The 22,860-nt window shown below is 67.8% G+C and carries 22 protein-coding genes and 1 pseudogene; 14 read left to right on the top strand and 9 right to left on the bottom strand.

Annotated elements, in window-relative coordinates:
* Positions 1-7: 7 nt before the first annotated feature.
* A complete protein-coding gene (locus ACFCV3_RS28585; protein ID WP_376034956.1) occupies positions 8-1,258 on the top strand; it encodes an AI-2E family transporter in 1,251 nt (416 codons plus the stop codon).
* Positions 1,259-1,440: 182 nt separating this feature from the next.
* Here ACFCV3_RS28585 and ACFCV3_RS28580 read toward each other — a convergent pair whose 3' ends face one another.
* The gene (locus ACFCV3_RS28580) at positions 1,441-3,042 is read right to left on the bottom strand and encodes an MDR family MFS transporter (protein ID WP_376034954.1); all 1,602 of its coding nucleotides are present in this window, start codon (positions 3,040-3,042) and stop codon (positions 1,441-1,443) included.
* Positions 3,039-3,620 carry a MarR family winged helix-turn-helix transcriptional regulator gene (locus tag ACFCV3_RS28575; RefSeq protein WP_376034953.1) on the bottom strand — a complete coding sequence of 194 codons (582 nt, stop codon included), beginning with the start codon at positions 3,618-3,620 and terminating at the stop codon, positions 3,039-3,041. Before ACFCV3_RS28575 ends, ACFCV3_RS28580 begins: the two co-directional genes overlap by 4 nt.
* Positions 3,621-3,810: 190 nt before the next feature.
* Between ACFCV3_RS28575 and ACFCV3_RS28570 the strand changes: the two genes are divergently transcribed.
* Both ACFCV3_RS28570 and ACFCV3_RS28565 read left to right on the top strand, forming a co-directional pair.
* Positions 3,811-4,593, top strand: a complete 783-nt coding sequence (locus ACFCV3_RS28570; RefSeq protein ID WP_376035134.1) for a type II CAAX prenyl endopeptidase Rce1 family protein — start codon at positions 3,811-3,813, stop codon at positions 4,591-4,593.
* A complete protein-coding gene (locus ACFCV3_RS28565) occupies positions 4,590-5,315 on the top strand; it encodes an SDR family oxidoreductase (RefSeq protein WP_376034951.1) in 726 nt (241 codons plus the stop codon). The genes ACFCV3_RS28570 and ACFCV3_RS28565 overlap by 4 nt, the downstream gene beginning before the upstream one ends.
* On the opposite strand, the gene ACFCV3_RS28560 is transcribed toward ACFCV3_RS28565, so the two are convergent.
* Complete coding sequence (locus ACFCV3_RS28560) at positions 5,312-6,880, bottom strand: amidohydrolase family protein (RefSeq protein ID WP_376034949.1); 1,569 nt, start codon at positions 6,878-6,880, stop codon at positions 5,312-5,314. The two genes, ACFCV3_RS28565 and ACFCV3_RS28560, sit on opposite strands and share 4 nt — an antisense overlap.
* 56 nt (positions 6,881-6,936) lie before the next feature.
* On the opposite strand from ACFCV3_RS28560, the pseudogene ACFCV3_RS28555 reads away from it, so the two are divergent.
* The 5 genes and pseudogenes from ACFCV3_RS28555 to ACFCV3_RS28535 form a co-directional block, all read left to right on the top strand.
* A pseudogene (locus ACFCV3_RS28555) lies at positions 6,937-7,677 on the top strand (MerR family transcriptional regulator); the annotation flags it as partial.
* 78 nt (positions 7,678-7,755) lie between these two features.
* On the top strand, positions 7,756-8,703 hold the full coding sequence (locus ACFCV3_RS28550) for an ABC transporter ATP-binding protein (RefSeq protein WP_376035132.1): 948 nt from the start codon (positions 7,756-7,758) through the stop codon (positions 8,701-8,703).
* A complete protein-coding gene (locus ACFCV3_RS28545; protein ID WP_376034947.1) occupies positions 8,703-9,485 on the top strand; it encodes an ABC transporter permease in 783 nt (260 codons plus the stop codon). The genes ACFCV3_RS28550 and ACFCV3_RS28545 overlap by 1 nt, the downstream gene beginning before the upstream one ends.
* On the top strand, positions 9,485-10,285 hold the full coding sequence (locus tag ACFCV3_RS28540) for an ABC transporter permease (RefSeq protein ID WP_376034945.1): 801 nt from the start codon (positions 9,485-9,487) through the stop codon (positions 10,283-10,285). Before ACFCV3_RS28545 ends, ACFCV3_RS28540 begins: the two co-directional genes overlap by 1 nt.
* Positions 10,286-10,358: 73 nt before the next feature.
* A complete protein-coding gene (locus ACFCV3_RS28535) occupies positions 10,359-11,105 on the top strand; it encodes a hypothetical protein (RefSeq protein ID WP_376034943.1) in 747 nt (248 codons plus the stop codon).
* On the opposite strand, the gene ACFCV3_RS28530 is transcribed toward ACFCV3_RS28535, so the two are convergent.
* Complete coding sequence (locus ACFCV3_RS28530; protein WP_376034941.1) at positions 11,086-12,162, bottom strand: phosphotransferase family protein; 1,077 nt, start codon at positions 12,160-12,162, stop codon at positions 11,086-11,088. The two genes, ACFCV3_RS28535 and ACFCV3_RS28530, sit on opposite strands and share 20 nt — an antisense overlap.
* A gap of 28 nt (positions 12,163-12,190) precedes the next feature.
* Here ACFCV3_RS28530 and ilvA point away from each other — a divergent pair, with 28 nt between their 5' ends.
* Genes ilvA through ACFCV3_RS28510 form a run of 4 tightly spaced genes read left to right on the top strand, consistent with a single transcriptional unit; the run spans position 12,191 to position 16,372 of the window.
* Entirely contained in the window at positions 12,191-13,393 is a 1,203-nt protein-coding gene (gene ilvA, locus ACFCV3_RS28525) for a threonine ammonia-lyase (protein WP_376034939.1), read from the top strand.
* Between the two features lie 11 nt (positions 13,394-13,404).
* Positions 13,405-14,718, top strand: coding sequence for an extracellular solute-binding protein (locus ACFCV3_RS28520; protein WP_376034937.1), 1,314 nt, complete (start codon positions 13,405-13,407; stop codon positions 14,716-14,718).
* Positions 14,715-15,569 (top strand): carbohydrate ABC transporter permease, encoded by an 855-nt coding sequence (locus ACFCV3_RS28515; protein WP_376034935.1) that lies wholly within the window; start codon positions 14,715-14,717, stop codon positions 15,567-15,569. The genes ACFCV3_RS28520 and ACFCV3_RS28515 overlap by 4 nt, the downstream gene beginning before the upstream one ends.
* Positions 15,566-16,372, top strand: a complete 807-nt coding sequence (locus tag ACFCV3_RS28510; RefSeq protein ID WP_376034933.1) for a carbohydrate ABC transporter permease — start codon at positions 15,566-15,568, stop codon at positions 16,370-16,372. Before ACFCV3_RS28515 ends, ACFCV3_RS28510 begins: the two co-directional genes overlap by 4 nt.
* Here the strand turns inward: ACFCV3_RS28510 and ACFCV3_RS28505 are convergent.
* Both ACFCV3_RS28505 and ACFCV3_RS28500 read right to left on the bottom strand, forming a co-directional pair.
* A complete protein-coding gene (locus ACFCV3_RS28505) occupies positions 16,362-17,375 on the bottom strand; it encodes an alpha/beta fold hydrolase (RefSeq protein WP_376034931.1) in 1,014 nt (337 codons plus the stop codon). The two genes, ACFCV3_RS28510 and ACFCV3_RS28505, sit on opposite strands and share 11 nt — an antisense overlap.
* Before the next feature lie 12 nt (positions 17,376-17,387).
* Entirely contained in the window at positions 17,388-17,819 is a 432-nt protein-coding gene (locus ACFCV3_RS28500; protein ID WP_376034929.1) for a MarR family winged helix-turn-helix transcriptional regulator, read from the bottom strand.
* 88 nt (positions 17,820-17,907) lie between these two features.
* Between ACFCV3_RS28500 and ACFCV3_RS28495 the strand changes: the two genes are divergently transcribed.
* Positions 17,908-19,407, top strand: coding sequence for an MFS transporter (locus ACFCV3_RS28495; RefSeq protein WP_376034927.1), 1,500 nt, complete (start codon positions 17,908-17,910; stop codon positions 19,405-19,407).
* 56 nt (positions 19,408-19,463) lie between these two features.
* On the opposite strand, the gene ACFCV3_RS28490 is transcribed toward ACFCV3_RS28495, so the two are convergent.
* From ACFCV3_RS28490 to ACFCV3_RS28480, 3 genes are all read right to left on the bottom strand, one after another.
* Complete coding sequence (locus ACFCV3_RS28490; protein ID WP_376034925.1) at positions 19,464-20,471, bottom strand: copper resistance D family protein; 1,008 nt, start codon at positions 20,469-20,471, stop codon at positions 19,464-19,466.
* Between the two features lie 2 nt (positions 20,472-20,473).
* Positions 20,474-21,058 carry a copper resistance protein CopC gene (locus ACFCV3_RS28485; protein ID WP_376034923.1) on the bottom strand — a complete coding sequence of 195 codons (585 nt, stop codon included), beginning with the start codon at positions 21,056-21,058 and terminating at the stop codon, positions 20,474-20,476.
* Between the two features lie 218 nt (positions 21,059-21,276).
* Positions 21,277-21,594: a hypothetical protein gene (locus tag ACFCV3_RS28480; RefSeq protein WP_376034921.1), complete on the bottom strand. Its 318-nt coding sequence runs from the start codon at positions 21,592-21,594 to the stop codon at positions 21,277-21,279.
* 295 nt (positions 21,595-21,889) lie between these two features.
* Here ACFCV3_RS28480 and ACFCV3_RS28475 point away from each other — a divergent pair, with 295 nt between their 5' ends.
* Positions 21,890-22,780, top strand: coding sequence for a hypothetical protein (locus ACFCV3_RS28475; protein WP_376034919.1), 891 nt, complete (start codon positions 21,890-21,892; stop codon positions 22,778-22,780).
* Positions 22,781-22,860: the final 80 nt, after the last annotated feature.

The raw sequence follows: 22,860 nt of genomic DNA, 5'->3' as shown, positions 1-22,860 counted from the left end.
GGGTCTGATGAGCGAGGACGGCAAGGCGAAGGGCGAGAGTCCGGTCGCCGACAACGAGGTGATCGCGGAGACTGCCGGCACGGTGATGCCCGCCGATACGGTGGCGGCCGACGATCACGTGATGGCGACATCGAGTCGGGGGTGGATCGATACCGGGGTGACGCCGGGGATGCAGATCGCGAGTGCGTGGGCGTGGCGGTTCCTGGTGATCGTGGCCGCGGTGGCCGTGATCGGGTACGGGATGCAGTACCTGTCCGAGGTCGTCGTACCGGTGACCGTCGGCATCCTGCTGACCGCCTTGCTGGTGCCGATCACCAACGGCCTGCAGAAGCTGCGCTTGCCGCGCGGCGCGGCGGCCGGGGTCACGGTGATCGCGACGATCGTGCTGGTCGCGGGGCTGCTGACCCTGGTCGGGACGCAGATCGCCGGGCAGTTCGAGAGTCTGTCGACCCAGGTCGGCGAAGGTGTGCAGAAGCTGCGCGAGCTCGCGCGCCTCAACTTCGGGCTGACCGACACCGACATCACGAACGCCTTCAAATCGCTGCAGGAGACGATCACCTCCGGTGGTGCGCTCGGTCAGCGCGCGGCCGAGGTCGGTACGACGGCCACGCACGTGGTCGCCGGCCTGTTCATCTCGTTGTTCTGCCTGTTCTTCTTCCTCTACCAGGGCGACAAGATCTGGGGCTGGCTGGTCCGCCTCTTCCCGCGCCAGGCGCGCGAGAAGGCCGACTCGTCCGGCCGCAAGGCGTGGGTCTCGCTGACCGCGTTCGTCCGGGCCACGATCATCGTCGCCGCCGTGGACGCGGTCGGGATCTCGCTCGGCGCGGCCATCCTCGGCCTGCCGCTGGTGAGCGCGATCGGCATCCTGGTCTTCGTCGGTGCGTTCATCCCCGTCGTCGGTGCCCTGATCAGCGGCATCGTCGCGGTCCTCGTCGCCCTCGTCGCCAAGGGCCCGATCGTCGCCATCGTGATGCTGGCCGTCGTGATCGGCGTCCAGCAGCTCGAGGCGCACGTCCTGCAACCGTTCCTGCTCGGCCGCGCCGTCAGCGTGCACCCGCTCGCCGTCATCCTCGCCATCGCCACCGGAGTCGTCATCGCAGGCATCGTCGGCGCCCTGGTCGCCGTACCGACAGCCGCAGTCCTCAACACGATCGTCAACCACCTGGCCGGCAACGACGTAGACCCCGAACCACCCCGCCCCCTCCCCAGACGAAGACCAGCAAAGGTCGCCGCGGAACCACCGGTCGCCGACAGCTGAGTTCTGGTTGGTACGGCGGACGGCCACGCCATCACAAATGCGTGTTCGGGGGTGACCTCACGCTTGGGCGGCGGCGGTTCGGTCGATTGTGATGGCCTGGCGGTCCGCGATTGGCGTTGAGGGTGGACGTGGAACGACCGGCCGCCTCTGGGGAGAGGGGCCGGTCGTGGGGGTGGTGCGGGTCAGTGCATGGAGGCGGAGGCTTCCAGGGAAGCTTCGGTGTCCTCGGTGCGGCCGGCCAGGCGTTGTTCGGGGGTGATGATGGCCAGGACCAGGGCGATCGCGAGGAACGGGAGGGAGACGAGGAAGACGTCGCCCATGGCGTCGACCAGGCCGTGCAGGGCCCACCCCTTCATCGGCTCCTGGAGGGCGTGCAGCATCGGGACGCTGTTGGCTGCTTGGGTCAGCTTCTCGATCATGCCGGGGGCCGCGTTCGGGACCAGGTTGGTGAGGTGGTCGGTGAGGCGGCTGGTCAGGACGGTGCCGAAGACCGCCGTACCGATGGCGCCACCCATGGAGCGGAAGAACGTCATCGTCGAGGTGGCGGTGCCCATGTGCTGGCGGGGGACGCTGTTCTGCGCGGCGGTGACGGTGATCTGCATGGACAGACCCAGGCCGGCGCCCATGATGAACATGTAGATGGCCAGGTGCCAGTACGGCGTGGTCATGCTCAGCGTGGAGAGCAGCAGCATCGCGGCAGCAACCAGGATCGCTGACAGGATCGGGTAGATCTTGTAGCGACCGCTCTTGCTCATCAGCTGACCGCTCGAGATCGAGGCGGAGAAGATTCCGACGATCATCGGCAGCAGCGCGAGACCCGAGCGGGTCGGCGACATGTCCTTGACGGCCTGCAGGTAGAGCGGCAGGAAGATCAGGGCACCGAACATCGCGACACCCAGCAGGAACGCGAAACCGGCGTACCCGGAGAAGATGCGGCCCTTGAAGAGGTCCATCGGGATGATCGGCTCGGCGACCCGGAGCTCGACGAAGACGAAGGCGACGGCGAGGACGACCGAGGCGACCAGCAGCGCGATCGTGGTGGGCGTACCCCAGCCGTTGGTCGGGCCGCTCCAGGAGATGGCCAGCAGCAGCGTGGTGACGGCCGCGGTGACGACGGCGGCGCCGACGTAGTCGATCTTGTGCGAGCGCCGCACGTGCGGCAGCTTCAGTACGGCGGCCACGACGCCCAGGGCGACCAGGCCGATCGGCAGGTTGATCCAGAAGATCCAGCGCCAGCCGGGACCGTCGGTGAGCAGACCGCCGAGCAGCGGGCCGGCCACGGAGGACAGGCCGAAGACGGCACCGAAGTACCCCATGTACTTGCCGCGCTCACGCGGCGGGATCACGTCGCCGATGGTGGCGAACGCGAGTGACATCAGGCCGCCGGCGCCGAGACCCTGGACAGCCCGGAAACCGATCAGCATCTCGATGTTCTGCGACAGCGCGGCCAGCACGGAGCCGGCCAGGAAGGTGACGATCGCCGCGATGAACAGCGGGCGGCGGCCGTAGAGGTCGGAGATCTTGCCCCACAGCGGAGTGGAGGCGGTCGAGGTCAGCAGGTACGCCGTCACCACCCAGGACAGCTTGTCCAGGCTGTTGAACTCACTGACGATCTGCGGCAGCGCGGTCCCGACGATGCTCTGGTCGAGTGCGGCCAGGAACATGCCGGCCATCAGGCCGCCGAGAACGACGAGGATCTGCTTGTGGGACAGGTACTGCGGGGCGTTGTCACCCGGCCCTGAAGCGGGTGCGCCGCCGGCGGTGGCGGGCTCGGTGGTGCTCATGTGGTGCTCTCCAGGTTCTTCTCGGTGTTCTCGCGGGCGGCGTCGGCCTCGACGCCGGGCGCGGAGCTTTCGGTACGGCGGGCGGCCTGCATGGCGGCCCAGCCCTTGTCGGCCCAGGCCGTCTGCGGCGAGGGCTCGGTGCGGGCGGTGACGGCGTCGGCGAACCGGGTCATCAGCCGTCCGAAGGTTTCGACGTCTTCCTCGGACCAGCCCTCCAGCGCGGTGCTGAGCAGCTCCATCCGGCGGCGGGAGTTGTCCTCCCACTGCGCGATGCCCTGCTCGGTCAGCTCGACGCGGAAGGCGCGGCCGTCGGCGGGATCGGGGGAGCGGCGGACCAGGCCGAGCTGTTCGAGGGCGCGGACGTGCCGGCTCGTGGTCGACGCGTCCAGCTCCATCCGGGCAGCCAGCTCGGACAGCCGCAGGGCGCCACTGCAGCGCAGTGCGAACAGCGCGATGTGGGCGCTGTGGTCGATCGTGTCGCCGGGCTGCTTGGCCTTCAGCCGGCGGCCGATCCGGGTGAACGCGTGCATGACGCCCTCGATCGGGGTCTGTGGGGTGTACGCGTCGTTTACTTGCATGCTGCAAGCATATACATAGTTGTGTTACGCACGCAAATAGTTTCCGTTACCAACAAGTGAGCAGCCACTTATTTACGCTTTGTGCTGATCGAGTCACGGACTGGAGTCGAGGTAGGTCTGGCACCACCATGGAGGGTGGTTCACCGCCCTGGTCGCTACGCAGCGTGGCCGCCACGCTGGTCAGGTGTCGATGAGCGCGGTGGAGAACAAGACGGTGACGAGACGCCGGCTGACTGAGTTCGGCGTCATCTGTGTGGCGCTGAGCTGGTTGCCGTGGCTACTCATGGGGGTGTCGGGCATGCGGCCCGACGAGGGGGCCGGTCAGCTGGTCTTCGGGCTGGCCGCGTCCGGTCCGTCGCTGGCCGCCTTGGTGATGTGGATCTGGCATCGGGAACGGCGGCGTGGGGTTCGCTGGTCACCGGGCTGGCCGGTCGCGGCCGTCGTACTGGGGGCGGCCGCGCCACTGGTCACCACTGCACTGGTCGGGAACCTGCCTGAGCTGCCTGGCCATGCGGAGTCAGTGATCGCTGGGGCCGGCGGGCTCCTGGGGGCGGCTGTCTACACGTTCCTGGCCGGTCCGGTGGCTGAGGAGTTCGGCTGGCGGGGGTACGTGCAGCCGCGGCTTCGCCAGTACTTCGGTCCGTTGGCGACCACCGCCGTACTGGGTGCTGCATGGGGGCTGTGGCACGTGCCGCTGTACTTCCTGACCGGCACGGGCCAGCACGAGGACGGGCTGTTCACGCAGCAGGCGCTGGTGTTCTTCCTGGAGTTGTTCCCGCTGACCTTCCTGATGCTGTTCGTGACCGAGCGGCTCCGGGGCGGCGTGCCGGCAGCGATCCTCATGCATGCAGCGTGGAACCTGTCGACCGAACTCATCCCGCCGCTCGGCAACGCGGTCTGGCTGGAGCTCCTCGTGGTGACCGCCGTGGCGGGTGCCGCCGGCTGGTACTGGCGGCGTACCTTGCCTGCATGAATCAGGTGGCAGTGGTGACTGGTGGTGGGTCCGGGCTCGGACGGGAGATGGCACTGGCACTGGCTGCGGCCGGTTTCCAGGTGTTCGTCACCGGACGGACCGAAGCCAAGCTCCGGGAGACCGTCGAACTGGGTGACGTCGAGGGGTACGGCGTACTGGACGTGGCCGATGGAGCCGCGGTACGGCGATTCTTCGGCGAACTCGACCGCATCGACGTACTGGTGAACAACGCCGGGACCGGAGCGCCCGCGGCCGCCGTACCGGATGTGACGGAGGAGGACTGGCGGCGGGTGATCGACACCAACCTGACCGGGTCGTTCCTGTGTGCGCAGGCTGCGTTCGCGCGGATGCTCGAGCAGGATCCGAAAGGTGGGCGGATCATCAACAACGGCTCGATCTCCGCGCACGTACCGCGGCCGCGGAGCATCGCCTACACGGCCAGCAAACACGCGATCACCGGACTGACCAAGCAGCTCGAACTGGATGGCCGGCCGCACGGGATCACGGCCTGCCAGATCGACATCGGGAACGCGGCGACCGCGATGACCGAGCGGATGGAACAGGGTGCGCTCCAGCCGGACGGGTCGATCGCGGTCGAGCCGACGTTCGATCCGAAGATCGTGGCGGAGTTCGTGGTGCAGGTGGCGAAGTTGCCGACCTCGGTCGCCGTACCGCAGCTGACGGTGATGGCGGCGGGGATGCCGTACGCCGGGCGGGGTTAACGCAGCTCGAGATCCAGGTCGGTCAGTGGATACCACTGGCCGGCGGGCGGCTGGTCGAGCATCGGGTCCTTCCAGCGGAGGCGGACGCGGTCGGGCTGCGCTTCGATGATGGTCGCCTCCTGCCAGTCGCCGTCGGTGCGCGCCCACCAGGTCTCGCCGAGGCTGGACAATCCCTTGTCCTCCAGGGTTTCGACCGCTGTGTCGCGGTCGGTGACCGGGCCGAGGGCGGCGCCGAAGACGGTGATCGGAAGCCAGCCGCCGGTCATCGGTACGACGTGGCCGAGCAGCTCGCCGTCTTCGCGGTACACGTCCTCCGGGGCGGGGAATCCGGGCCACATCTCCTTGAGGGCGGTGATGATCCGGTCGGTGGTTTCGCCGATGAAGCGGATGCCGGCCAGTTCGATCTCGTCGCTTGCCGGTACGGCGATCTCCCCGGAAACCCAGGTACGGCGGATCTGCTGCGTGGCCGTGATGTCGGCCAACGGGTCGCCATCGACCAGCAGCAGGTCCGCCCGCGCACCAACCGCCAACCGGCCACGGTCGGCCAGCCCGAACACCTCAGCCGGACCCGCCGTCGCCGCGACGATCGCCTCCGCCGGAGTAAGCCCGGCCTGCACGAGATGCCACAGTTCGCGATGCAGAGAAGCCCCGAACACGAGCCCCGGGTTGGGCGCGTCAGTCCCGGCGAGCACCGGTACGCCGGCCCGGTGCAGGGCGAGCGTGTTCGCCCGGGCGATGGTGTTGTCCGGTGCCTCAGGAGGCATCCACCGCCGCGACTGCTTGTCCAGCACTCGCCGCCACCGCGCAGGCAACCGAGCCATCAGCTCAACCTCGCCCATCAACGGCAGTCCGCCGCCACCAGCTGGGGCGAAGCCGTCGGTGATGTCGAGGGTGGCGATGACTGCTGCTCCGGCTTGGGCGATTGCTTCTACCTGGGCCGGCGTCATCAGGTCTGATGGGGCGTGGGCCAGGACGTCTGCGCCGCACTCGACGACCTTGACGGCGCCTGCTGCGGTTGAGACGTGGGCGACGACCTTGAGGTTGTGGGCGTGGGCGGCTTCGGCGAGGGCTCGGATGGTGGGGTCGTCGAGGGTGGGGATGTTCATGGCCGCGCCGGAGCCGTCGTCGTAGATCAGCTTCAGGTGGTCGGCGCCCTCGGCGACCCGGTCTGCGACGAACTGTTTGGCGTCGGCAGGCCCGGAGACGTACGGGAAGGGCGCGTAGGCAAGCGTGGGGTGGCCGCCGGGGGCAGTGGCACCGATGGAAGAGGTGCGGAAGTCGGCTCCGGCGGCGCGTTCGGCGGCGATGAGGTCGGGCTTACTGAACTGGTCGATGAGCGTGGTGACGCCGTACGTGGCGGCCAGGCGGGTGGCTCCCGGGACCAGGTGGACGTGGGCGTCGATGAGGCCGGGGAGCAGGGTGCCGCCGTGGACGACCTCGTCGCCCGGCTGCGCGAGGTCGGGGCCGCCGATCGCGGTGATGCGGCCGTCGGCCACCCGCAGGCAGTCAGCGGCCAGCAGCGCGCCGCGGTCGATGAGACGGGTGTGCAGGAAGGTGATTGCCATGGAGCCGAAGCTAAAGGCTGACGTTACGTGAGCCTCAAATCAGTAAGGTCACATCCATGGAGCGCACAGCCATGGAGCGCACGGTCAGCGAGGTCGCGCGGCTGGCCGGGGTTTCGGTCCGGACGCTGCGGCACTACGACGCGATCGGACTGCTGCCGCCGGGGCACGTCGCGCCGAACGGCTACCGGTACTACGGCCGCGCGGAGTTGCTGCGGTTGCAGCGCATCCTGCTGTTGCGGGAACTCGACGTACCGTTGCCGGCGATCGGCCGGATCCTGGCCGAGCAGGACGACGAGATCGCCGCACTGCGGGAGCACCGGGAGCAGCTGGTCCAGGAGCGTCAGCGGCTCGATGCCGTGATCGGCTCGGTGGATCGGACTCTGCAGGGGTTGTCGGGTGACGAGACTGTCGGGGACGAGGAGTTCTTCGCCGGGTTGTCGGCCAAGCGGTCGGAGCTGCAGGAGGACCTGACCGAGCGGTTCGGGCCCGAAGTGGGTGCGTCGTTCGAGGCCGCCGTACGGGCGACTGACGGCTGGGACCGGGACGACTACGAGCGGATGGCCGACGAGGGGCGGCGGTTGCTGCTGCGGATGGCCGCGGCCCGGGCGCGGGGCGTCGTACCGGATTCGCCGGAGGCGCTTGAGCTGACCGAGCTGCACTACCAAGGTGTGCTGGAGCTGTGGCCGGCCGATGCCACGGGCTACTACAACCTGGGGTCGGTGCTGCTGGACAACGCCGATCAGCGGGCGCTGATCGCGTCGGTCGACCCCGAACTGCCGCCGTGGCTGTCCGCCGCCGTCCAGGCTTATGCGGTCAGCAGGCTCGGGTACCAAATCGACAAGAAACTGTCGACGACCCGGTCTAGGGTCGTGAGTGTGGATGAACAGCGGGAGTCCTTGGTTCATGTGCGCGACCTGAAGAAGTCGTACGGCGACTTCGAGGCGGTGCGCGGGATCGACCTGGACGTGTGGCGGGGTGAGGCCTTCGGCTTCCTGGGGCCGAACGGCGCCGGTAAGTCGTCGACGATGCGGATGATCGGCGCGGTCTCGCCGACCAGCGGCGGCACCCTGCGGATCCTCGGCATGGACCCGGCCACCGAGGGCCCGGCGATCCGGGCCAGGCTCGGCGTCTGCCCGCAGGACGACACCCTCGACACCGAGCTGTCCGTCCGGGAGAACCTGACCATCTACGGCCGGTACTTCGGCCTCAGCCGGGCCGAGTGCCGGGAGCGGGCCGACGAGTTGCTCGAGTTCGTCGCGCTGACCGAGAAGGCCAAGGTCAAGGTCGACGAGCTCTCCGGCGGGATGAAGCGGCGGCTGACGATCGCCCGGTCGCTGGTCAGCAAACCCGATCTGCTGCTGCTCGACGAGCCGACCACCGGTCTCGATCCGCAGGCCCGGCATCTGTTGTGGGACAAGCTGTTCCGGCTCAAACAGGCCGGTGTCACGCTCATCATCACCACCCACTACATGGACGAGGCCGAGCAGCTCTGCGACCGGCTGGTGGTGATGGACGGCGGTCTGATCGCGGCCGAGGGGTCGCCGGCCGAGCTGATCCGGGACTACTCGACCCGTGAGGTGACCGAGCTGCGGTTCGGGCCCGAGGTGATGATGTCCGATCACGACGCCCTGGCTGGGAAGGTGTCCGATCTGGCCCAGCGGGTCGAGGTGCTGCCGGACCGGCTCCTGCTTTACACGGATGACGGTGAGCGCGCGGTCGCCGCCGTACACGAGCGTGGCCTGAGCCCGGCTGCGGTGCTGGTACGGCGGTCGACGCTCGAGGACGTGTTCCTGCGGCTCACCGGCCGGACGTTGGTGGACTGATGTCAGTCGCACTGGAGAACGGTCGCCGTCAGTACGACTACTGGCTGACGGTCTACAAACGGACGTGGAAGGGCACGCTGATCAGCAGCTTCCTGCTGCCGATGCTCTACCTGGCCGCGATGGGGATCGGTCTGGGCTCGTTCGTGGACAGCAAAGGGACGGATGCGCTCGGTGGCGTGAGCTATCTGCAGTTCATCGCGCCCGGTCTGCTCGCGTCGACCGCACTGCAGATCGCTGTCGGCGAGTCGACGTACCCGGTGTTGAGCGGGTTGAAGTGGCAGAAGTTCTACCACTCGATGATCGCTACACCGTTGCGTCCGGCTGATGTGGTCTATGGGCAGCTCACGTTCATCGCGTTCCGGGTCGCGAGCACGTGCGTGGTGTTCCTGGGCATCATCGCGTTGTTCGGTGGACTGCATTCGCCGCTGGGCCTGCTCGCGTTGCCGGTCGTGGTCCTGGTCGGTATGGCGGCCGCGGCGCCCGTGGTCGCCTTTGCCAGTGGACTGGAGAACGATTCCGGCCTGGCGATGGTGTTCCGGTTCGGCGTGGTTCCGGCTTTCCTGTTCTCCGGTGCGTTCTTCCCGGTCTCCCAACTACCGAACTGGATCGAGTGGCTGGCCTACCTGAGCCCGTTGTGGCACGGCGTTCAGCTGTCACGGGACCTCAGCCTCGGCACGCTCCACCCATGGCTCGTGCTGCTCAATCTCGCGTATCTGCTGGCCTGGTTCGGGATCGGGACCAAGCTCGCGATCCGCGGTTTCACGAGAAAGCTGATCGGCTGATGGCGACCCTGGCCGTCCGGGTTGTCCCGGTCCCGCTCCGGCTCGGCGGCCGGCACATCGTCGAGCGCAACTTCCTGCTCTACAAGCGATCCTGGGTCGTCTTCCTGTCCGGCTTCACCGAACCTGTCTTCTATCTGCTGTCGATCGGGATCGGTGTCGCCCAGCTGGTCGGCGACTTCACGCTGGCCGACGGCACCACGATCGGGTACGCCGCTTTCGTCGCCCCGGCGATGCTGGCCAGTTCCGCGATGAACGGGGCGATCTTCGACTCGACGTACAACATCTTCTTCCGGATGAAGTACGCGAAGCTGTACGACTCGATGCTGGCCACGCCGATGCGGCCGTGGGACATCGCCACCGGCGAAGTGACCTGGGCCTTGCTGCGCGGTGCCTGCTACTCGGCCATGTTCGTGCTGGTGATGCTCGCGCTCGGTCTGGTCGAGTCGTGGTGGGCGCTCGTCGCGCTACCGGCCTCGGTGCTGATCGGGTTCGCCTTCGCCGGCGCCGGGATGGCGCTGACCACGTTCATGCGCAGCTGGCAGGACTTCGAGTTCGTCCAGCTGGCAACCATCCCGATGTTCCTGTTCTCCGCGACCTTCTACCCGATCGAGACCTACCCGGGCGCGATCCGCTGGCTCGTCGAGATCACCCCGCTCTACCAAGGCGTCCACCTCGAACGCGCTCTCACCACCGGCACCGTCAGCTGGACCCTCCTCCTCAACGCCGCCTACCTCACCGCCATGGGCGCCACCGGCATGTACATCGCCTCCCGCCGCCTCGGCACCCTCCTGCTGAAGTAACCAGATGTAAGGGGATTGCTACGGATCGGAACGAACAGGTTTGGTGGGGCGTCGTACAGGAATGATGCGGCGGGTGAGGAATCCGATCGGTGTGTTGCGGCGGGGGCAGCAATTACGGGCGCGGCTGAAATTGCCGCGGGAGCGGTTGGCCGGCGGGCGGCGGCGGTGGATTCGGTCGTCGATGGACTGGCTGGTGGGGGAGTTCGGGCGGGAGGTGGTGCTGCGGCCGATCGTGGTGCCGGGTGATGTCATACCGGCTGGGTACGACGGTTCGCTCGCCGCGGCCGGGGACGTGTGTGCTCGGGTTGCGGAGCGGATGGGGCTGTCGCCGGGGCAGTGTGCGTTGAGCTTCGAGCTCGAGGGCGGGGTTCACCGGCATCGGGTCGGGACGGTGCGGGAGCCGACCGGGCGCTGGATTCGTGCAGCAGCGGGGAACGAGATCCATCTGGCTGCGAGTCTCGCCAAGGACCCAGTGGCGTTGGTGGCGATCTACGCGCATGAGGTCGGGCATGAGCTACTGCTCGGGACCGGACGGATCACGTTCGCACACCGCCCGGACCACGAGTCGCTGACCGACCTGATCACCGTGTTCTACGGCCTGGGCATCTTCACGGCCAATGCGGCGTACGAGCGTCGTCCGCGTCCGAACGGCCGTGGGAAGCAGCCGCTGGCCCGCGGCTACCTTCGGGAGACCGCGCTCGCCGAGGCGTTGGCGTACTACGCGTTCCTCCGCAATGAACGCTACCCGGCCTGGGACCGGCACCTCGATCCACCAGTACGCCGGGTGTTGCGCAACCACCTCAATCTGCTCTGCCGTTGACGATCCATCGGAGCCACGACTCGGCGCCACGCAGCATGGACTCCTGGTCGGGCCCGGTCAGGTTGGCATGCAGGTGCAACGACGTCATCAGCTGGTGCAGCGGGCCGAGTTTGCCGGCGAGTTCAAGGGCCCGGCGCAGATCCGCCGGCGGCGCGTAGTCCGTCCACTCCGCCAGATAGGCGTCCACGACGCGCGGATCCATCGACAGCGGCGACCGCTTCTCGAGGAACGTGATGAGATCGAGAAAGGGATGCGAGACAGCCGCGTCCGTCCAGTCGAAGGCGAGCACCTGACCGTCGCGAACCGCCACATTGCGCGGATGCAGATCGCCGTGCAGCAACGTCTCCGGTACGCCGATGGCCGCCAGTTCGGTGATTGCCGCCCGCAACTCGGCCGCACGCTGTGGCAGTGCGGGGTCTGAGCCGGCGTCGAGCAGCTGGTCGAGCGCCGCATCCAGTACGGCGAGTCGGCGGTCGACGCAGCTGATGCCGAGCAGGTGGTCGGCGCGGCCGGCGTACGACCGTTGCAGTCGTGCGTGGCTCTGCACGGCCTCGATCCAGAGCCCGATGTCGGACTGGCCGGCCAGCACCGGGCCGAGGTCGGGCAGCAGCATCCAGACGCGCTTCTCGTCGATGGCCAGCGGCCGCGGCACTGTGCCTTCGAGGGCGGTCAGTAGCAGTGGTTCGTGTGCGAACAGGAGCGGCAACCTCGCCGGAGGCAGGGTGCTGGAGTGCGCGTGCGCTTTGAAGTAGACGTTGCCGTCGGCAGTCGGAATGCGCAGAACGTTCGAGAGACCCCAGCCACGGACTTGCACCGGGGGACCCGTCCGGGTGATGTGTTCGTCGATCCACGGCAGCGCATCGGCGTACCAGCCTGTCGGTGCGTCCGCGGGCGTCACCATGTAGGTGGTGTTCTCGACGTCTGCCTGCTGGCAGCTGAGGACGTAGGCCACCACGCCGTGCTGCTCCTGCAAGGCCTTCAGGACCGGTTCGACGTCCGGATACCAGAAGTCACCAGGGATATCGATCTCAAGCTGTACGAGCGCGGTGACCTTCATCGATGCAGAGTAGTCGTAAGGTGAAACCGTGATCGATGCCAAGGACATCGCGCGGGCCGCGGATCTGCTGCACGACGTGGTCGCGCCGACGCCGTTGGAGTACTCGCGGTGGCTCAGTGAACTGGTCGGTGGGGACGTGTTCCTCAAATGCGAGAACCTGCAGCGCACCGGATCCTTCAAACTCCGTGGCGCCTACGTGCGGATGGCGCGGCTGTCGAAGGCCGAGCGGTCCCGCGGGGTGGTCGCGGCGAGCGCCGGGAACCACGCGCAGGGGGTCGCGCTGGCCGCGCAACTGCTCGGGATCAAGGCGACCGTGTTCATGCCGAACGGCGCGCCTATCCCGAAAGAGAAGGCGACCCGCGCGTACGGCGCCGACATCCGGTTCACCGGGACGTCGATCGACGACTGTCTGCGCGAGGCGCTGAAGTTCGAGGCGGAGACCGGCGCCGTGCTCATCCACCCGTTCGACCATCCCGACATCGTCGCCGGCCAGGCGACCGCCGGGCTGGAGATCGTCGAGCAGTGCCCGCAGGTGCGGACGGTCGTCGTACCGACCGGTGGTGGTGGGCTGGTCGCCGGGATCGCGACCGCGATGCAGCGCGACGGGATGCCGATCGGGGTCGTCGGCGTCCAGGCGGCCGGCGCGGCGGCGTACCCGGCCTCGCTTGCGGCGGGCGTTCCCGTCCAGCTCGCCGGGATGAGCACGATGGCCGACGGGATCGCGGTCGGGCTGCCGGGCAAGGTGCCGTTCGAAGCGGTGCAGCAGTACGTCGGTGACATCCGCACGGTCACCGAGAGTTCGCTGTCCAAGGCCCTCCTGCTGGTCCTGGAGCGGGCGAAGCTCGTGGTCGAGCCGGCCGGGGCCGCGGCGGTGGCCGCCGTACTGGACGATCCGAAGGCCTTCAAACCGCCGGTCGTGGTGGTGCTGTCCGGCGGCAACATCGACCCGCTGCTGCTGATGCGGGTGATCCGCAACGGTATGGCGGCGGCCGGGCGGTACCTGTCGCTGCGGGTGCGGATCCCGGACAACCCCGGTGGCCTGGCCACGCTGCTGACCCAGCTCGCCCAGCTGGACGCCAACATCATCGAGGTGGTGCACGAGCGGATCTCGGAGTCACTGAGCCTGGACGAGGTCGAGGTCGCGCTGCAGCTCGAGTTGCGGGGTGAGGACCACCGCGACCGGGTATTGGCCGGACTGACCGGCAACGGCTACACGTACCTGCTGAACTGAGGAGCCCGAACGTGAAGAAGACGATCATCGCGGCCGTTGCGCTGGCGCTCACCGCTACTGCCTGTGCGCCGGGATCGGACAGCCCGAGTGGTGGCGCGAGCGCGCCGAGCACGGTGCAGACGGATGCGGCCGCCCTCGGCCAGGTCGAGCTGACGGTCTGGGACCAGGAGGTCCGGGGCGGGCAGGCGGCTCAGATGGCTGCGCAGATCAAGGGCTTCGAGGCGAAGTACCCGAATATCAAGATCAAGCGGGTGTCGCGCTCGTTCGACGACCTGAAGACCACGCTGCGGCTGGCGCTGTCCGGCAACGACGCGCCGGACGTCGTACAGGCGAACAACGGCCGGTCGGACATGGGTGAGTTCGTCAAGGCCGGTCAGCTGGTGCCGTTGGACAAGTGGGCCGAGGCCTACAAGTGGGGCGACCGCTACCCGGCCTCGGTGCTGCAGTACTCGCGGTACTCCGCGGACGGCAAGACGTTCGGCGAGGGGAACCTGTACGGCCTGCCGCAGGTCGGTGAGGTGGTCGGGCTCTACTACAACAAGACGAAGGTCCCGGTTCCGCCGAAGGACTGGGCAGACTTCGAGAACGCGATGACGAAGGCGAGGGCGGGCGGCGACGTACCGCTGCAGCTCGGCAACCTGGACAAGTGGCCGGCGATCCATGTCTTCGGCACCATCCAGGACCAGTTCGTCCCGGCCGATCAGATCACCAAGCTGGCGTTCGGCCGGCCCGAAGCGTCGTGGAAGACGCCGGAGAACCTGAAGGCCGCCGAGACACTGGTGTCCTGGGTGAACACCGGCTACTTCAACACCGGTTTCAACGGGCAGGGGTACGACCCGGCCTGGCAGGACTTCGGCAAGGGCAAGGGCACGTTCCTGATCGCCGGCACCTGGCTGCAGGCGGATCTGCAGAAGGCGCTCGGCGACAAGGTCGGCTTCATGCTGCCGCCGGGGGCGCCTGCGGTGACCGGTGGCACCGGGCTGCCGTTCGCGATCACGAACAAGGCCAAGAACCCGGACGCGGCTGCCGCGTACATCAACTACATCACCAGCCCGGACGCGATGAAGGTGCTGACGGATACGGGCAACCTGCCGATCGCCGACACCGCTGCGCAGCAGGCGCCGGCCGGGCTCGCGGGTGACATCTTCAAGAGCTTCGGTACGGCGGTCGGTGAGAGCAAGCTGGTGCCGTACCTCGACTACGCGACGCCGACCATGTACGACACCCTCGGCGCCGCGCTGCAGGACCTGCTCGCGAAGAAGGCCACCCCGCAACAGTTCCTGGACAAGCTCGAAGCCGACTACAGCAAGTACGCCGGGAAGTGAGTTCACCACCTGGTGAGCCGCGCCGGATCGGGTACCTGTACATCCTTCCGGCGCTGCTCGTGTACGGCGCGTTCCTGCTCTACCCGTTGCTCCGCGCGGTCCACCTGTCGTTGTTCGAGTGGGATGGGATCACGCTGGGCAAGTTCGTTGGCCTGAGCAACTACCTGGATGTGGTCCGGGACGCCGGACTGCGCGCGGCCTTCGGACATGCGTTGGTGCTGATCGTCTTCTATGCCGTGCTTCCGGTGCTGATCGGGCTGGCGCTGGCGACTGTGTTGCAGCGGGCCAGGGTTCGCGGGCTCGGGTTCTTCCGGACGATCGTGTTCCTGCCGCAGGTGGTGGCGATGGTCGTGGTGGCCGTCGCCTGGCGCCACATCTACGCGCCCGACGGCCCGCTGAACGACGTACTGGGTGGATCCCGGGGCTGGTTGGGCGACTACACGTTCGCGTTGCCGGCGGTCGGCGTGATCGGGACGTGGTTCGAGACCGGGCTGGTGACGGTGTTGCTGCTGGCCGGTATGGCGCGGATCCCGGCCGAACGGTACGAGGCCGCACGGCTCGACGGTGCCGGGCCGGTGGCCGAGTTCTTCGCCGTCGTGCTTCCCGCAGTGCGGGGTGAGATCGCGGTTGCGGTGACGCTGACCGTGATCGCGGCGCTGCGGACCTTCGACCTGGTGTACGTGACCACGAGCGGAGGGCCCGGTACGTCGACCAGCGTTCCGTCGTACGAGGTGTATCACCGGGCCTTCGAGCTCGGCCAGGTCGGTTCGGCCGCGGCGATCGGGGTGTGCCTGACGGCACTGATCTTCCTGATCACGCTCGGAGTCAACCGTATTGCGGAGCGGGCATGAGAGCGTCGTTGGGGGAACGGATCGGCAACTACACCCTGCTGATCGTCTTCGGGTTGTTCGCGCTCGGGCCGATCGTGACGATCCTTGCTGCTGCGCTCGGTCCTGATGACGCTGGTGGTGGCACGAGCGGTTTCGGGAACTTCGGCAAGGCCTGGGAGATCGGCCACTTCGGCACCTATCTGCGGATGAGCGTCGCGGTGTCGGTGACCGTCGTGGTGGTCAGTGTGCTGTTCTCGATCCTGTCCGGCTACGCCTTCGGGACGATGCGATTCCGGGGCGCATCGGCGCTGTTCTACCTGTTCCTGATCGGGATCATGATGCCGACCGAGGCGATCGTCGTACCGCTGTACTTCGACCTCCGCACCCTCGGCCTGACCAACACCTTCTGGGCAGTCGTGCTGCCCCAGATCGCCCAATCCGTTGCCTTCGGCACCTTCTGGATGCGCGCGTACTTCCGCTCGTCGTCCCGCTCCCTGGTGGAGGCCGCCCGCCTCGACGGCGCCGGCCACTGGCGGACGCTCTGGCTGATCCTCGTCCCACCGGCCCGCCCGGCGCTGGTAACGCTGATCGTCCTGGTCTTCATGTGGACCTGGAACGAATTCCTGATCCCGCTGGTGATGGTGACTTCGGAGTCCCTACGAACGGCGCCGCTGGGCCTGGCCTTCTTCTCCGGCCAATACACCTCCGGCTTCACCCTGCTCGCCGCCGGCGCCGTCATAGTCGGCACACCGGTCGTCCTCGTCTACGCCTTCCTCCAACGCCACTTCATCCAAGGCATGCTGGAGGGCGCAGTCAGGGAGTGACCAGCGGCCGGACGTAGGTGAGCAGGCTGACCAGAGTCTTGCCGGGCTCCTCCCATGGCGCCAGGTGAGCGGAGTTCTCGAACCAGACAGCCTGCTTGTACGGCGCTTCGACCGTGGCCAGCCAGTCCTCGACGGGCTTGGTCGGTGTCGTGTAGTCGTGCCGGCCGAAGAACATCACCACCGGGATCGGGAACTCGGTGGTGGTCGTCAGGTCCGTCGCGAGCATCTCGTCGAGCACCCGGCCGAGCGTGAAGAGATTGCCCTCCTCGATGGTCGAGACGTCCTCCGGGGCGTAGTCCGGGGACAGGATCGGCGCGCCGAAGTAGTAGTCGCTCTCATGCCGGTAGGCGCTCAGACCACCCCGGTACTGCGCCCACTGGCGGGCGATGATGATCCGCTCCCGGGTGAGTGGCTCATCGCCCGGGTACGGCGCGATCGACGCGAGCTGCTCGCGTGCCTCGGTGTGATCGTGCAGCTCGGCCTGGGCGACGGCGTACTCGTAGCAGAGCGTCTCGTTGGCCCGTCCGTCGACGATCTGACCGATCCCGACGTACGCGTGGAAGAGGTCCGGACGGCGTGCGGCCGCCCGGATGCCGATCAACGTGCCCCAGCTGTGGCCGATCAGAATCAGCTTCTCCACGCCGTACCGGTCGCGGACCTGCTCGGCGAGCTCGATCGCATCCTGGACGTACTGCGCAATCGTGAGAGTGTCCGCGATCGTCGCCGGATCGACCTCGCGCAAGGTCTTGCCCGCGCCGCGCTGGTCGTAGGTGACAACGGTGAAGTACTCCTCGATCGGCCGCTGGAACTGCCAGGCCACCGGCGCGAGCGGCGTAGCCGGACCGCCGTGGACGAGGAAGATCACCGGGTTCGACCGGTCCTGGCCGCGGGTGTAGACCCAGTGGTCGATTCCGCCCGCGGGCAGCCGGAAGTTCTCCTGGATGCCGTTGGGGGAGACGATGTGGTGCAGGTCGGCGATGATCTCGCGAGCTTCGTCGGTCACTCGCCGATGGTGTCAGTCCGCGGGTTCGCAGCTTTTGAGCAGCGGGGCGTGCAGGCGCTCGGCCAGCACGGCGCGATGGGTGGAACGGGCCTCGTGCTGGCGTAGCAGGCCTTCGTCGGTGAGGCAGACGATGACCGCGCGGCGGTCCTGGGTGCAGACGTCGCGGGTGACCAGGCCGTCGTTCTCCAGCCGGGCGATCACTCGTGAGAGCGCACTCTGGCTCAAGTGGACCGACTTCGCCACGACGGCGATCTTCGCGGAGTGGTCGGGCAGCTCGGCGAGGCGCTCGAGCACCTCGTACTCACTCATGCCGAGTGAGTGACCGGCCTGCAAGGCGCGGTCCAGTGCGCAGGTGATATCGCCGTGGCGAGCCAGCAGCTCGCGCCAGGCGCGGACATCGGCGCTGATCTCACCAGTCTCAGCGCTGACCTTCGTGGCGGTCATGACGCCGACCATAGCATGCACGCGCATCCTATGCAAATGCATTTAATGCCTAGACATTAGATGCACGTGCATGGAATAGTCTCCTCCCGTGACACAGACAACGCACACCACACCGCCTGCGCGGATGACCTGGGACGCCCGACTCTGGGGTGCCCTGCTGGTCGTCTGCGGCGTGATCTTCCTCGACGGCCTGGACGTCTCCATGGTCGGCATGTCCCTGCCGTCCATCGGCGCCGATCTGGGCGTCTCCCTCTCCTCGCTCCAGTGGGTCGTGACCGGCTACGTGCTCGGGTACGGCGGCCTGCTGCTCCTCGGCGGCCGGACCGCCGACCTGCTGGGCCGGCGCCGGGTCTTCCTGGTCGCGCTGGCCGTCTTCGCCGTGGTCTCGATGCTCAGCTCGCTGGCCACGAATCCCGAACTGCTCATCGCCGCGCGGTTCGTGAAGGGAGTTGCCGCCGCCTTCACTGCGCCGGCCGCGCTCTCCATCATCACCACCACCTTCCACGAGGGGCCGGATCGCAACCGCGCCCTCTCGATCTTCACCACCTGCGCCGCCAGCGGCTTCTCGATGGGTCTGATCCTCGGTGGTGCGCTGACCGAGATCGGTTGGCGCTGGACCTTCCTGATGCCTGGCCCGGTCGCCCTCATCGTCCTGCTGTTCGCCATCAAGCTGATCCCGCACAGCCCGCGCGAAGAGGTCTCCGGCGGGTACGACGTACCGGGTGCGGTCACCGTGACCGGCGGCATGCTGTCCCTGGTCTACGCGGTGGTCGGCGCCGAGCACGCCGGCTGGGTCTCGTTCCAGACCATCGGGATGTTCGTGCTCGCGGCGGTCCTGCTCACTGCCTTCGTCGTGATCGAGCAGCGCTCCAAGCACCCGCTGGTCCGGCTCGGCATCCTGCGCAGCGGCTCGTTGCGCCGGGCGAACCTGGCCGGCCTGACCGTCTTCGGTGCGTACGTCGCCTTCCAGTTCATCGGCACCTTGTACCTGCAGAACCTGCTCGGCTGGTCGTCACTCGAGACCGCGCTGGCGTTCCTGCCGGCCGGCCTGCTGGTCATCAGCCTGTCCCCGAACGCCGGCAAGATCGCCGACCGGATCGGGACCGACAAGATGATCATCGGGGCGATGGCACTGTTCGTCGTCGGGTACGGGCTCAGCCTGCGGATCGGCCCGGAGTCGGCGTACTTCTCGACGATCTTCCCGAGCATCATGCTGATCGGCATCGGCTTCGCGATCGGGTTCCCGGCGCTGAACATCCAGGCCGTCTCCGGCGTGGCCGACGACGAGCAGGGGCTCGCGTCCGGTCTCTTCAACACGTCCACCCAGGTCGGTGGCGCGGTTGTCCTGGCCAGCGTCACGGCCGTGATCAGCAGCCAGTCGGTCGGCGTGACCGTGCCGGCGGACATGCTCTCGGCGTACAAGCCGGGCCTCGCGGTCGTCACGGGCGTCGCAGTACTCGGCCTGGTCATCGCCCTGACGGGTCTGCGCGGCCTGCGCAGCCGCCGGGCTCTCGAAGAGCAGGAGGCGGCCGAACTGACCGCCGTACAGAAAGAACTGGCGGAAGAGGAGATGACTCCGGCCGCCTGAGTCACATATGGAACGTTGCGGGTCCTGGGCTACTCCCCAGGGCCCGCAACTGCGTTCTACAGCGGTCTGGCCAGGACGGTGGCGAGTGCGATCGTCACTGCCATCACGGTGAGCTCGACGGTCGCCAGTGTGGCGAGCGCGGCGGTCTCCTCGCGTTGTACTGCCGGTAGGAGGATCTGCCTGATCGCACCACCTGTTGCGGCCAGGATCATCAGCCCTACCAGCTTGCCCAGCACCAGCCAGCCCGCAGGTGTCTCCAGCAGGGCGTGGACGAGTACGGACGGATGTGGAGTCAGGTCGTGCGTCAGCCGCGGCCCTGCCAGCAGTACGCCGGTGACCGCGACCGTGGCGATTGCACCACCGGCCACGGTTGAGAAGCGTGGCAGGACCAGTGCGAGTGCGGACCGGTTGCGCGCCACCAGCAGGGTGACCAGTGCGAGCCCGCCGACCCACAGACTGACCGCACACATGTGAGCAGTGATAGCCGGTGTGGTCAGCCAGGCCGCCTCACTCTGCGAGGCATGCCCCGTGACGGGTACGGCGACCAGACCGACCAATGCGCAGCCGAGACCGAGCGCTGGTCGGCGGGTGGCGGTGGCTGTCGTGTATCCGATCGCAGCGAGCACAGTCAGGACGAGTGCTGTGCCCGAGCTGACATCGATCGGGTACGTCGCCATCCCCGCGAACGGCATCATCGAGCCGGACTGCGAGATCGCGGCCGCCTGGAGCCACCACGTGGTCGTGGTCGCGGTGATCCAGGCGATGCCGGCCGCGACCCCGATGACCCGTGCCCGCGCGGCGATCGCGTCGTACCGTTCTCTGCCCTGGGTGCCGAGCAGCAACAGCAGCAGTACGGCGCCGGCCGCGAGGATGGCCGCTCCGTTCGTGACGAGGCGGGCGAGTGGGGTCATGTAGAGGATGCCCGGGCCTGCCGTGGTCATGGCGGGTTCGGGAGGCGGGCGGGTCACGATGATCGCGCACACCAGCGCGGTGACGCTGGCGATCGCGATGGCAGTGACTACTACCGGGCGTCGTGCTTTGACGACCGGGATGAGGACATCCATCGCTAGTCCCGGGTGGTTTCGAGGCGGGCGTGGACGACGGATCTGCCTTGCTCGGACCGCCAGCGACGGAAGCCCTGCAGCAGCAGGAGTGCGGTGGCGAGTTCGAGGATCCAGAGCCAGGCGGGGACGCTGCCCTCGGGCAACGACATGGCGGCGACCGGTGTGCCGGTGTCCGGGCGTGCGAGGTTGATCGTGATGTGGCCTGCGATCGGATGGCCGTCGCCGGAGATGACGCGGTAGCTGATCGCGTAGGTCCCGGCGGCCCCGAGGCGGTCGCAGGTCGCGTAGAGCGTGTTGCCCTCGATCCGCACCGATCGGGCGGGGTGGCGGGCGCCGCTCGGTCCGGTGACGAGGACGGCGTCCCAGCTGGGGACCGGCTGCAGGGTCTGGTCGAAGGTGAAGCTGAGGGATTCGGGCGTGGCGGACAGCCGGGCGCCGTTGGCCGGCGTACTGGCCGTGAGCCTGCTGTGCGCGGCCGCGGGGACGACGGGCGCGACGGTCAGGGTGGTGGTGATGGCGAGAACGGCCAGGATCGGTGCACAGCTCCGTCGCAGCGAGCGCAGCCGGGAAGTCACGGGCGAGGACATCCGGATCCTCCTGTCGGAGAAATAGCGGGGGGAATTGCATAACTCTGGAATGACGGGTCCGGTCATTGTGCCGTAACAATTCCGAGGATTCTGGAAATGCTCAGGAAACCTCTCATTGTTACGCTGGGGGTGTGAGGTCGAACGGGTGCCGGATGCAGATCACCCGTGGTCGCGGATCGGACTCCGCGGCCACGGGTGATCGAGGTGCTAGGTGTTCGTCAGTGGTCGTGGCCGGTGCCGTCGTCGACGGCCTTGTGTCCGGTCAGGGTGAGCGACACGACGTTCACGCCGACCGGGACCACGTGGCTTGTCGTGTACCCCAAGGGGTTTTCGATCGCCGGGTAGAGGCCCAGGGCCGGTGCGTCCACGTGCAGCTGGACCTGGTTGGTCGCGTAGGCGATCGCTGCGCCGGTGTTGGCGATCGGGGCCGGGTGGTCGTGCGCCGAAGCGGTGCCGGCGCCGGCGGCAGCGGCACCGATGGCCAGTGCGATGCTCGCGAACGGGACGGCGATCAGGCGGGTCTTGAGATTGGGCATGACGAATTCTCCTTGGGGAATGGGAGGGCAGCGTCGGTCGCCATTGACCGGTGAATGGTGTTTCAGCGCCGTCGATGGCCAGTCGGTGCGGCGCTTGAAATGAATGTATTGAGTCCGGCACCGGAATGACAAGCAATTCGTAGTTTTTCGTTCACAGAAAGATATGAATGCTCACACCGCATCTCTTTTCGGCGGTAGCCGGTGAGAGCTCCGGGCGCAGAATCAGGGTGCGGACGGCTGCGGTTGGGGGCGATCCCGGATTGGTTTCGGACCTCTGGGGTGCTGCACTGGGGGCATGAGCAACCAGAGTGAGTACGACGGGCGGGTCAAGGACATCCTGGATCGGGTGGCCAAGGGGCACCTGTCGCCGGACGAGGCCACGACCCTGATCTCCGCACTCCGGGCCGGCGAGGCTCCAGTTGCTGATGCGACTCCGTCTCCCTCGGCGTGGGCCGAGGCGGTGGACTCCCCGGTGGTTGACTCTCCGGTTGTCGAGGACAGCGTGGTGGACGAGGCGCCGGCCGAGGAGGAGATCGAGCACAGCACGGTGCCGATCCCGTCCGGGGTGCAGCGGGTGACGATCCGCGCGATCGGGCGGCGGGTGCGGCTGATCGGCGAGCCGGCGGTGAACGGCGTCTCGGTCGACGGGCCGCACGTGATCAAGAAGGACGGCGACACGCTCGCGATCAACAGCGAGGGTGACATGGGCGTCTCGATCGACGGGTTCAGCATGCTGCGCAACCCGACCGACCTGAAGGCACACGTGAACGGTCTGGCCAAGGAGCTGCAGATCCGGGTCAACCCGAACCTGCAGGTCGAGGTCGAGGTGACCGGCGGCAGCGTCAACGCCGAGCGCGTGCCCGGTCTGACCCGAGTGCGCGTCACGGCCGGTACGGCGAAGGTCACCGACGTGGACGGACCGATCGACGTACTGGTGCAGGCTGGTTCGGTCACCCTGGACGCCCAGCTCACCAAGGGCCGTTCCCGGGTGCGAGTCGAGTCCGGAATGGCCACGGTCAACCTGCGCCGCGGCTCCGACGTCCACGTCCACACCGAAGCCCAGCTGGGCCGCGTCAACTGGACCGGTGCCGTCTCCGGCCAGTCCAAGGACGTAGAGATCGGCCGCGGCCGCGCCGGCCTGGATGTCGAGGTACTGGTCGGAAGCGCCCAGATCAGCGCCGACTAGCGCGCTCTGGGGTTAATGGCTCGAAAATTGTCGGCGGTCTCCGCCAGGATGGGTGGCCTGCGTCACATCCAGAAGGGGGA

This window comes from Kribbella sp. NPDC056345, assembly GCF_042262745.1.
GTDB lineage: Bacteria > Actinomycetota > Actinomycetes > Propionibacteriales > Kribbellaceae > Kribbella.
Note: the sequence above shows the minus strand (reverse complement) of the source record. Positions and strands in the feature narration are given on the sequence as shown.

Bases quoted from the DNA above. Each gene is read 5' to 3' on its own strand.
- ACFCV3_RS28585 (WP_376034956.1), top strand. From the start codon at position 8: ATGAGCGAGGACGGCAAGGCGAAGGGCGAGAGTCCGGTCGCCGACAAC.
- ACFCV3_RS28580 (WP_376034954.1), bottom strand. From the start codon at position 3,042: ATGAGCACCACCGAGCCCGCCACCGCCGGCGGCGCACCCGCTTCAGGG.
- ACFCV3_RS28575 (WP_376034953.1), bottom strand. From the start codon at position 3,620: ATGCAAGTAAACGACGCGTACACCCCACAGACCCCGATCGAGGGCGTC.
- ACFCV3_RS28570 (WP_376035134.1), top strand. From the start codon at position 3,811: ATGAGCGCGGTGGAGAACAAGACGGTGACGAGACGCCGGCTGACTGAG.
- ACFCV3_RS28565 (WP_376034951.1), top strand. From the start codon at position 4,590: ATGAATCAGGTGGCAGTGGTGACTGGTGGTGGGTCCGGGCTCGGACGG.
- ACFCV3_RS28560 (WP_376034949.1), bottom strand. From the start codon at position 6,880: ATGGCAATCACCTTCCTGCACACCCGTCTCATCGACCGCGGCGCGCTG.
- ACFCV3_RS28545 (WP_376034947.1), top strand. From the start codon at position 8,703: ATGTCAGTCGCACTGGAGAACGGTCGCCGTCAGTACGACTACTGGCTG.
- ACFCV3_RS28540 (WP_376034945.1), top strand. From the start codon at position 9,485: ATGGCGACCCTGGCCGTCCGGGTTGTCCCGGTCCCGCTCCGGCTCGGC.
- ACFCV3_RS28530 (WP_376034941.1), bottom strand. From the start codon at position 12,162: ATGAAGGTCACCGCGCTCGTACAGCTTGAGATCGATATCCCTGGTGAC.
- ACFCV3_RS28510 (WP_376034933.1), top strand. From the start codon at position 15,566: ATGAGAGCGTCGTTGGGGGAACGGATCGGCAACTACACCCTGCTGATC.
- ACFCV3_RS28500 (WP_376034929.1), bottom strand. From the start codon at position 17,819: ATGACCGCCACGAAGGTCAGCGCTGAGACTGGTGAGATCAGCGCCGAT.
- ACFCV3_RS28490 (WP_376034925.1), bottom strand. From the start codon at position 20,471: ATGGATGTCCTCATCCCGGTCGTCAAAGCACGACGCCCGGTAGTAGTC.
- ACFCV3_RS28485 (WP_376034923.1), bottom strand. From the start codon at position 21,058: ATGTCCTCGCCCGTGACTTCCCGGCTGCGCTCGCTGCGACGGAGCTGT.
- ACFCV3_RS28480 (WP_376034921.1), bottom strand. From the start codon at position 21,594: ATGCCCAATCTCAAGACCCGCCTGATCGCCGTCCCGTTCGCGAGCATC.
- ACFCV3_RS28475 (WP_376034919.1), top strand. From the start codon at position 21,890: ATGAGCAACCAGAGTGAGTACGACGGGCGGGTCAAGGACATCCTGGAT.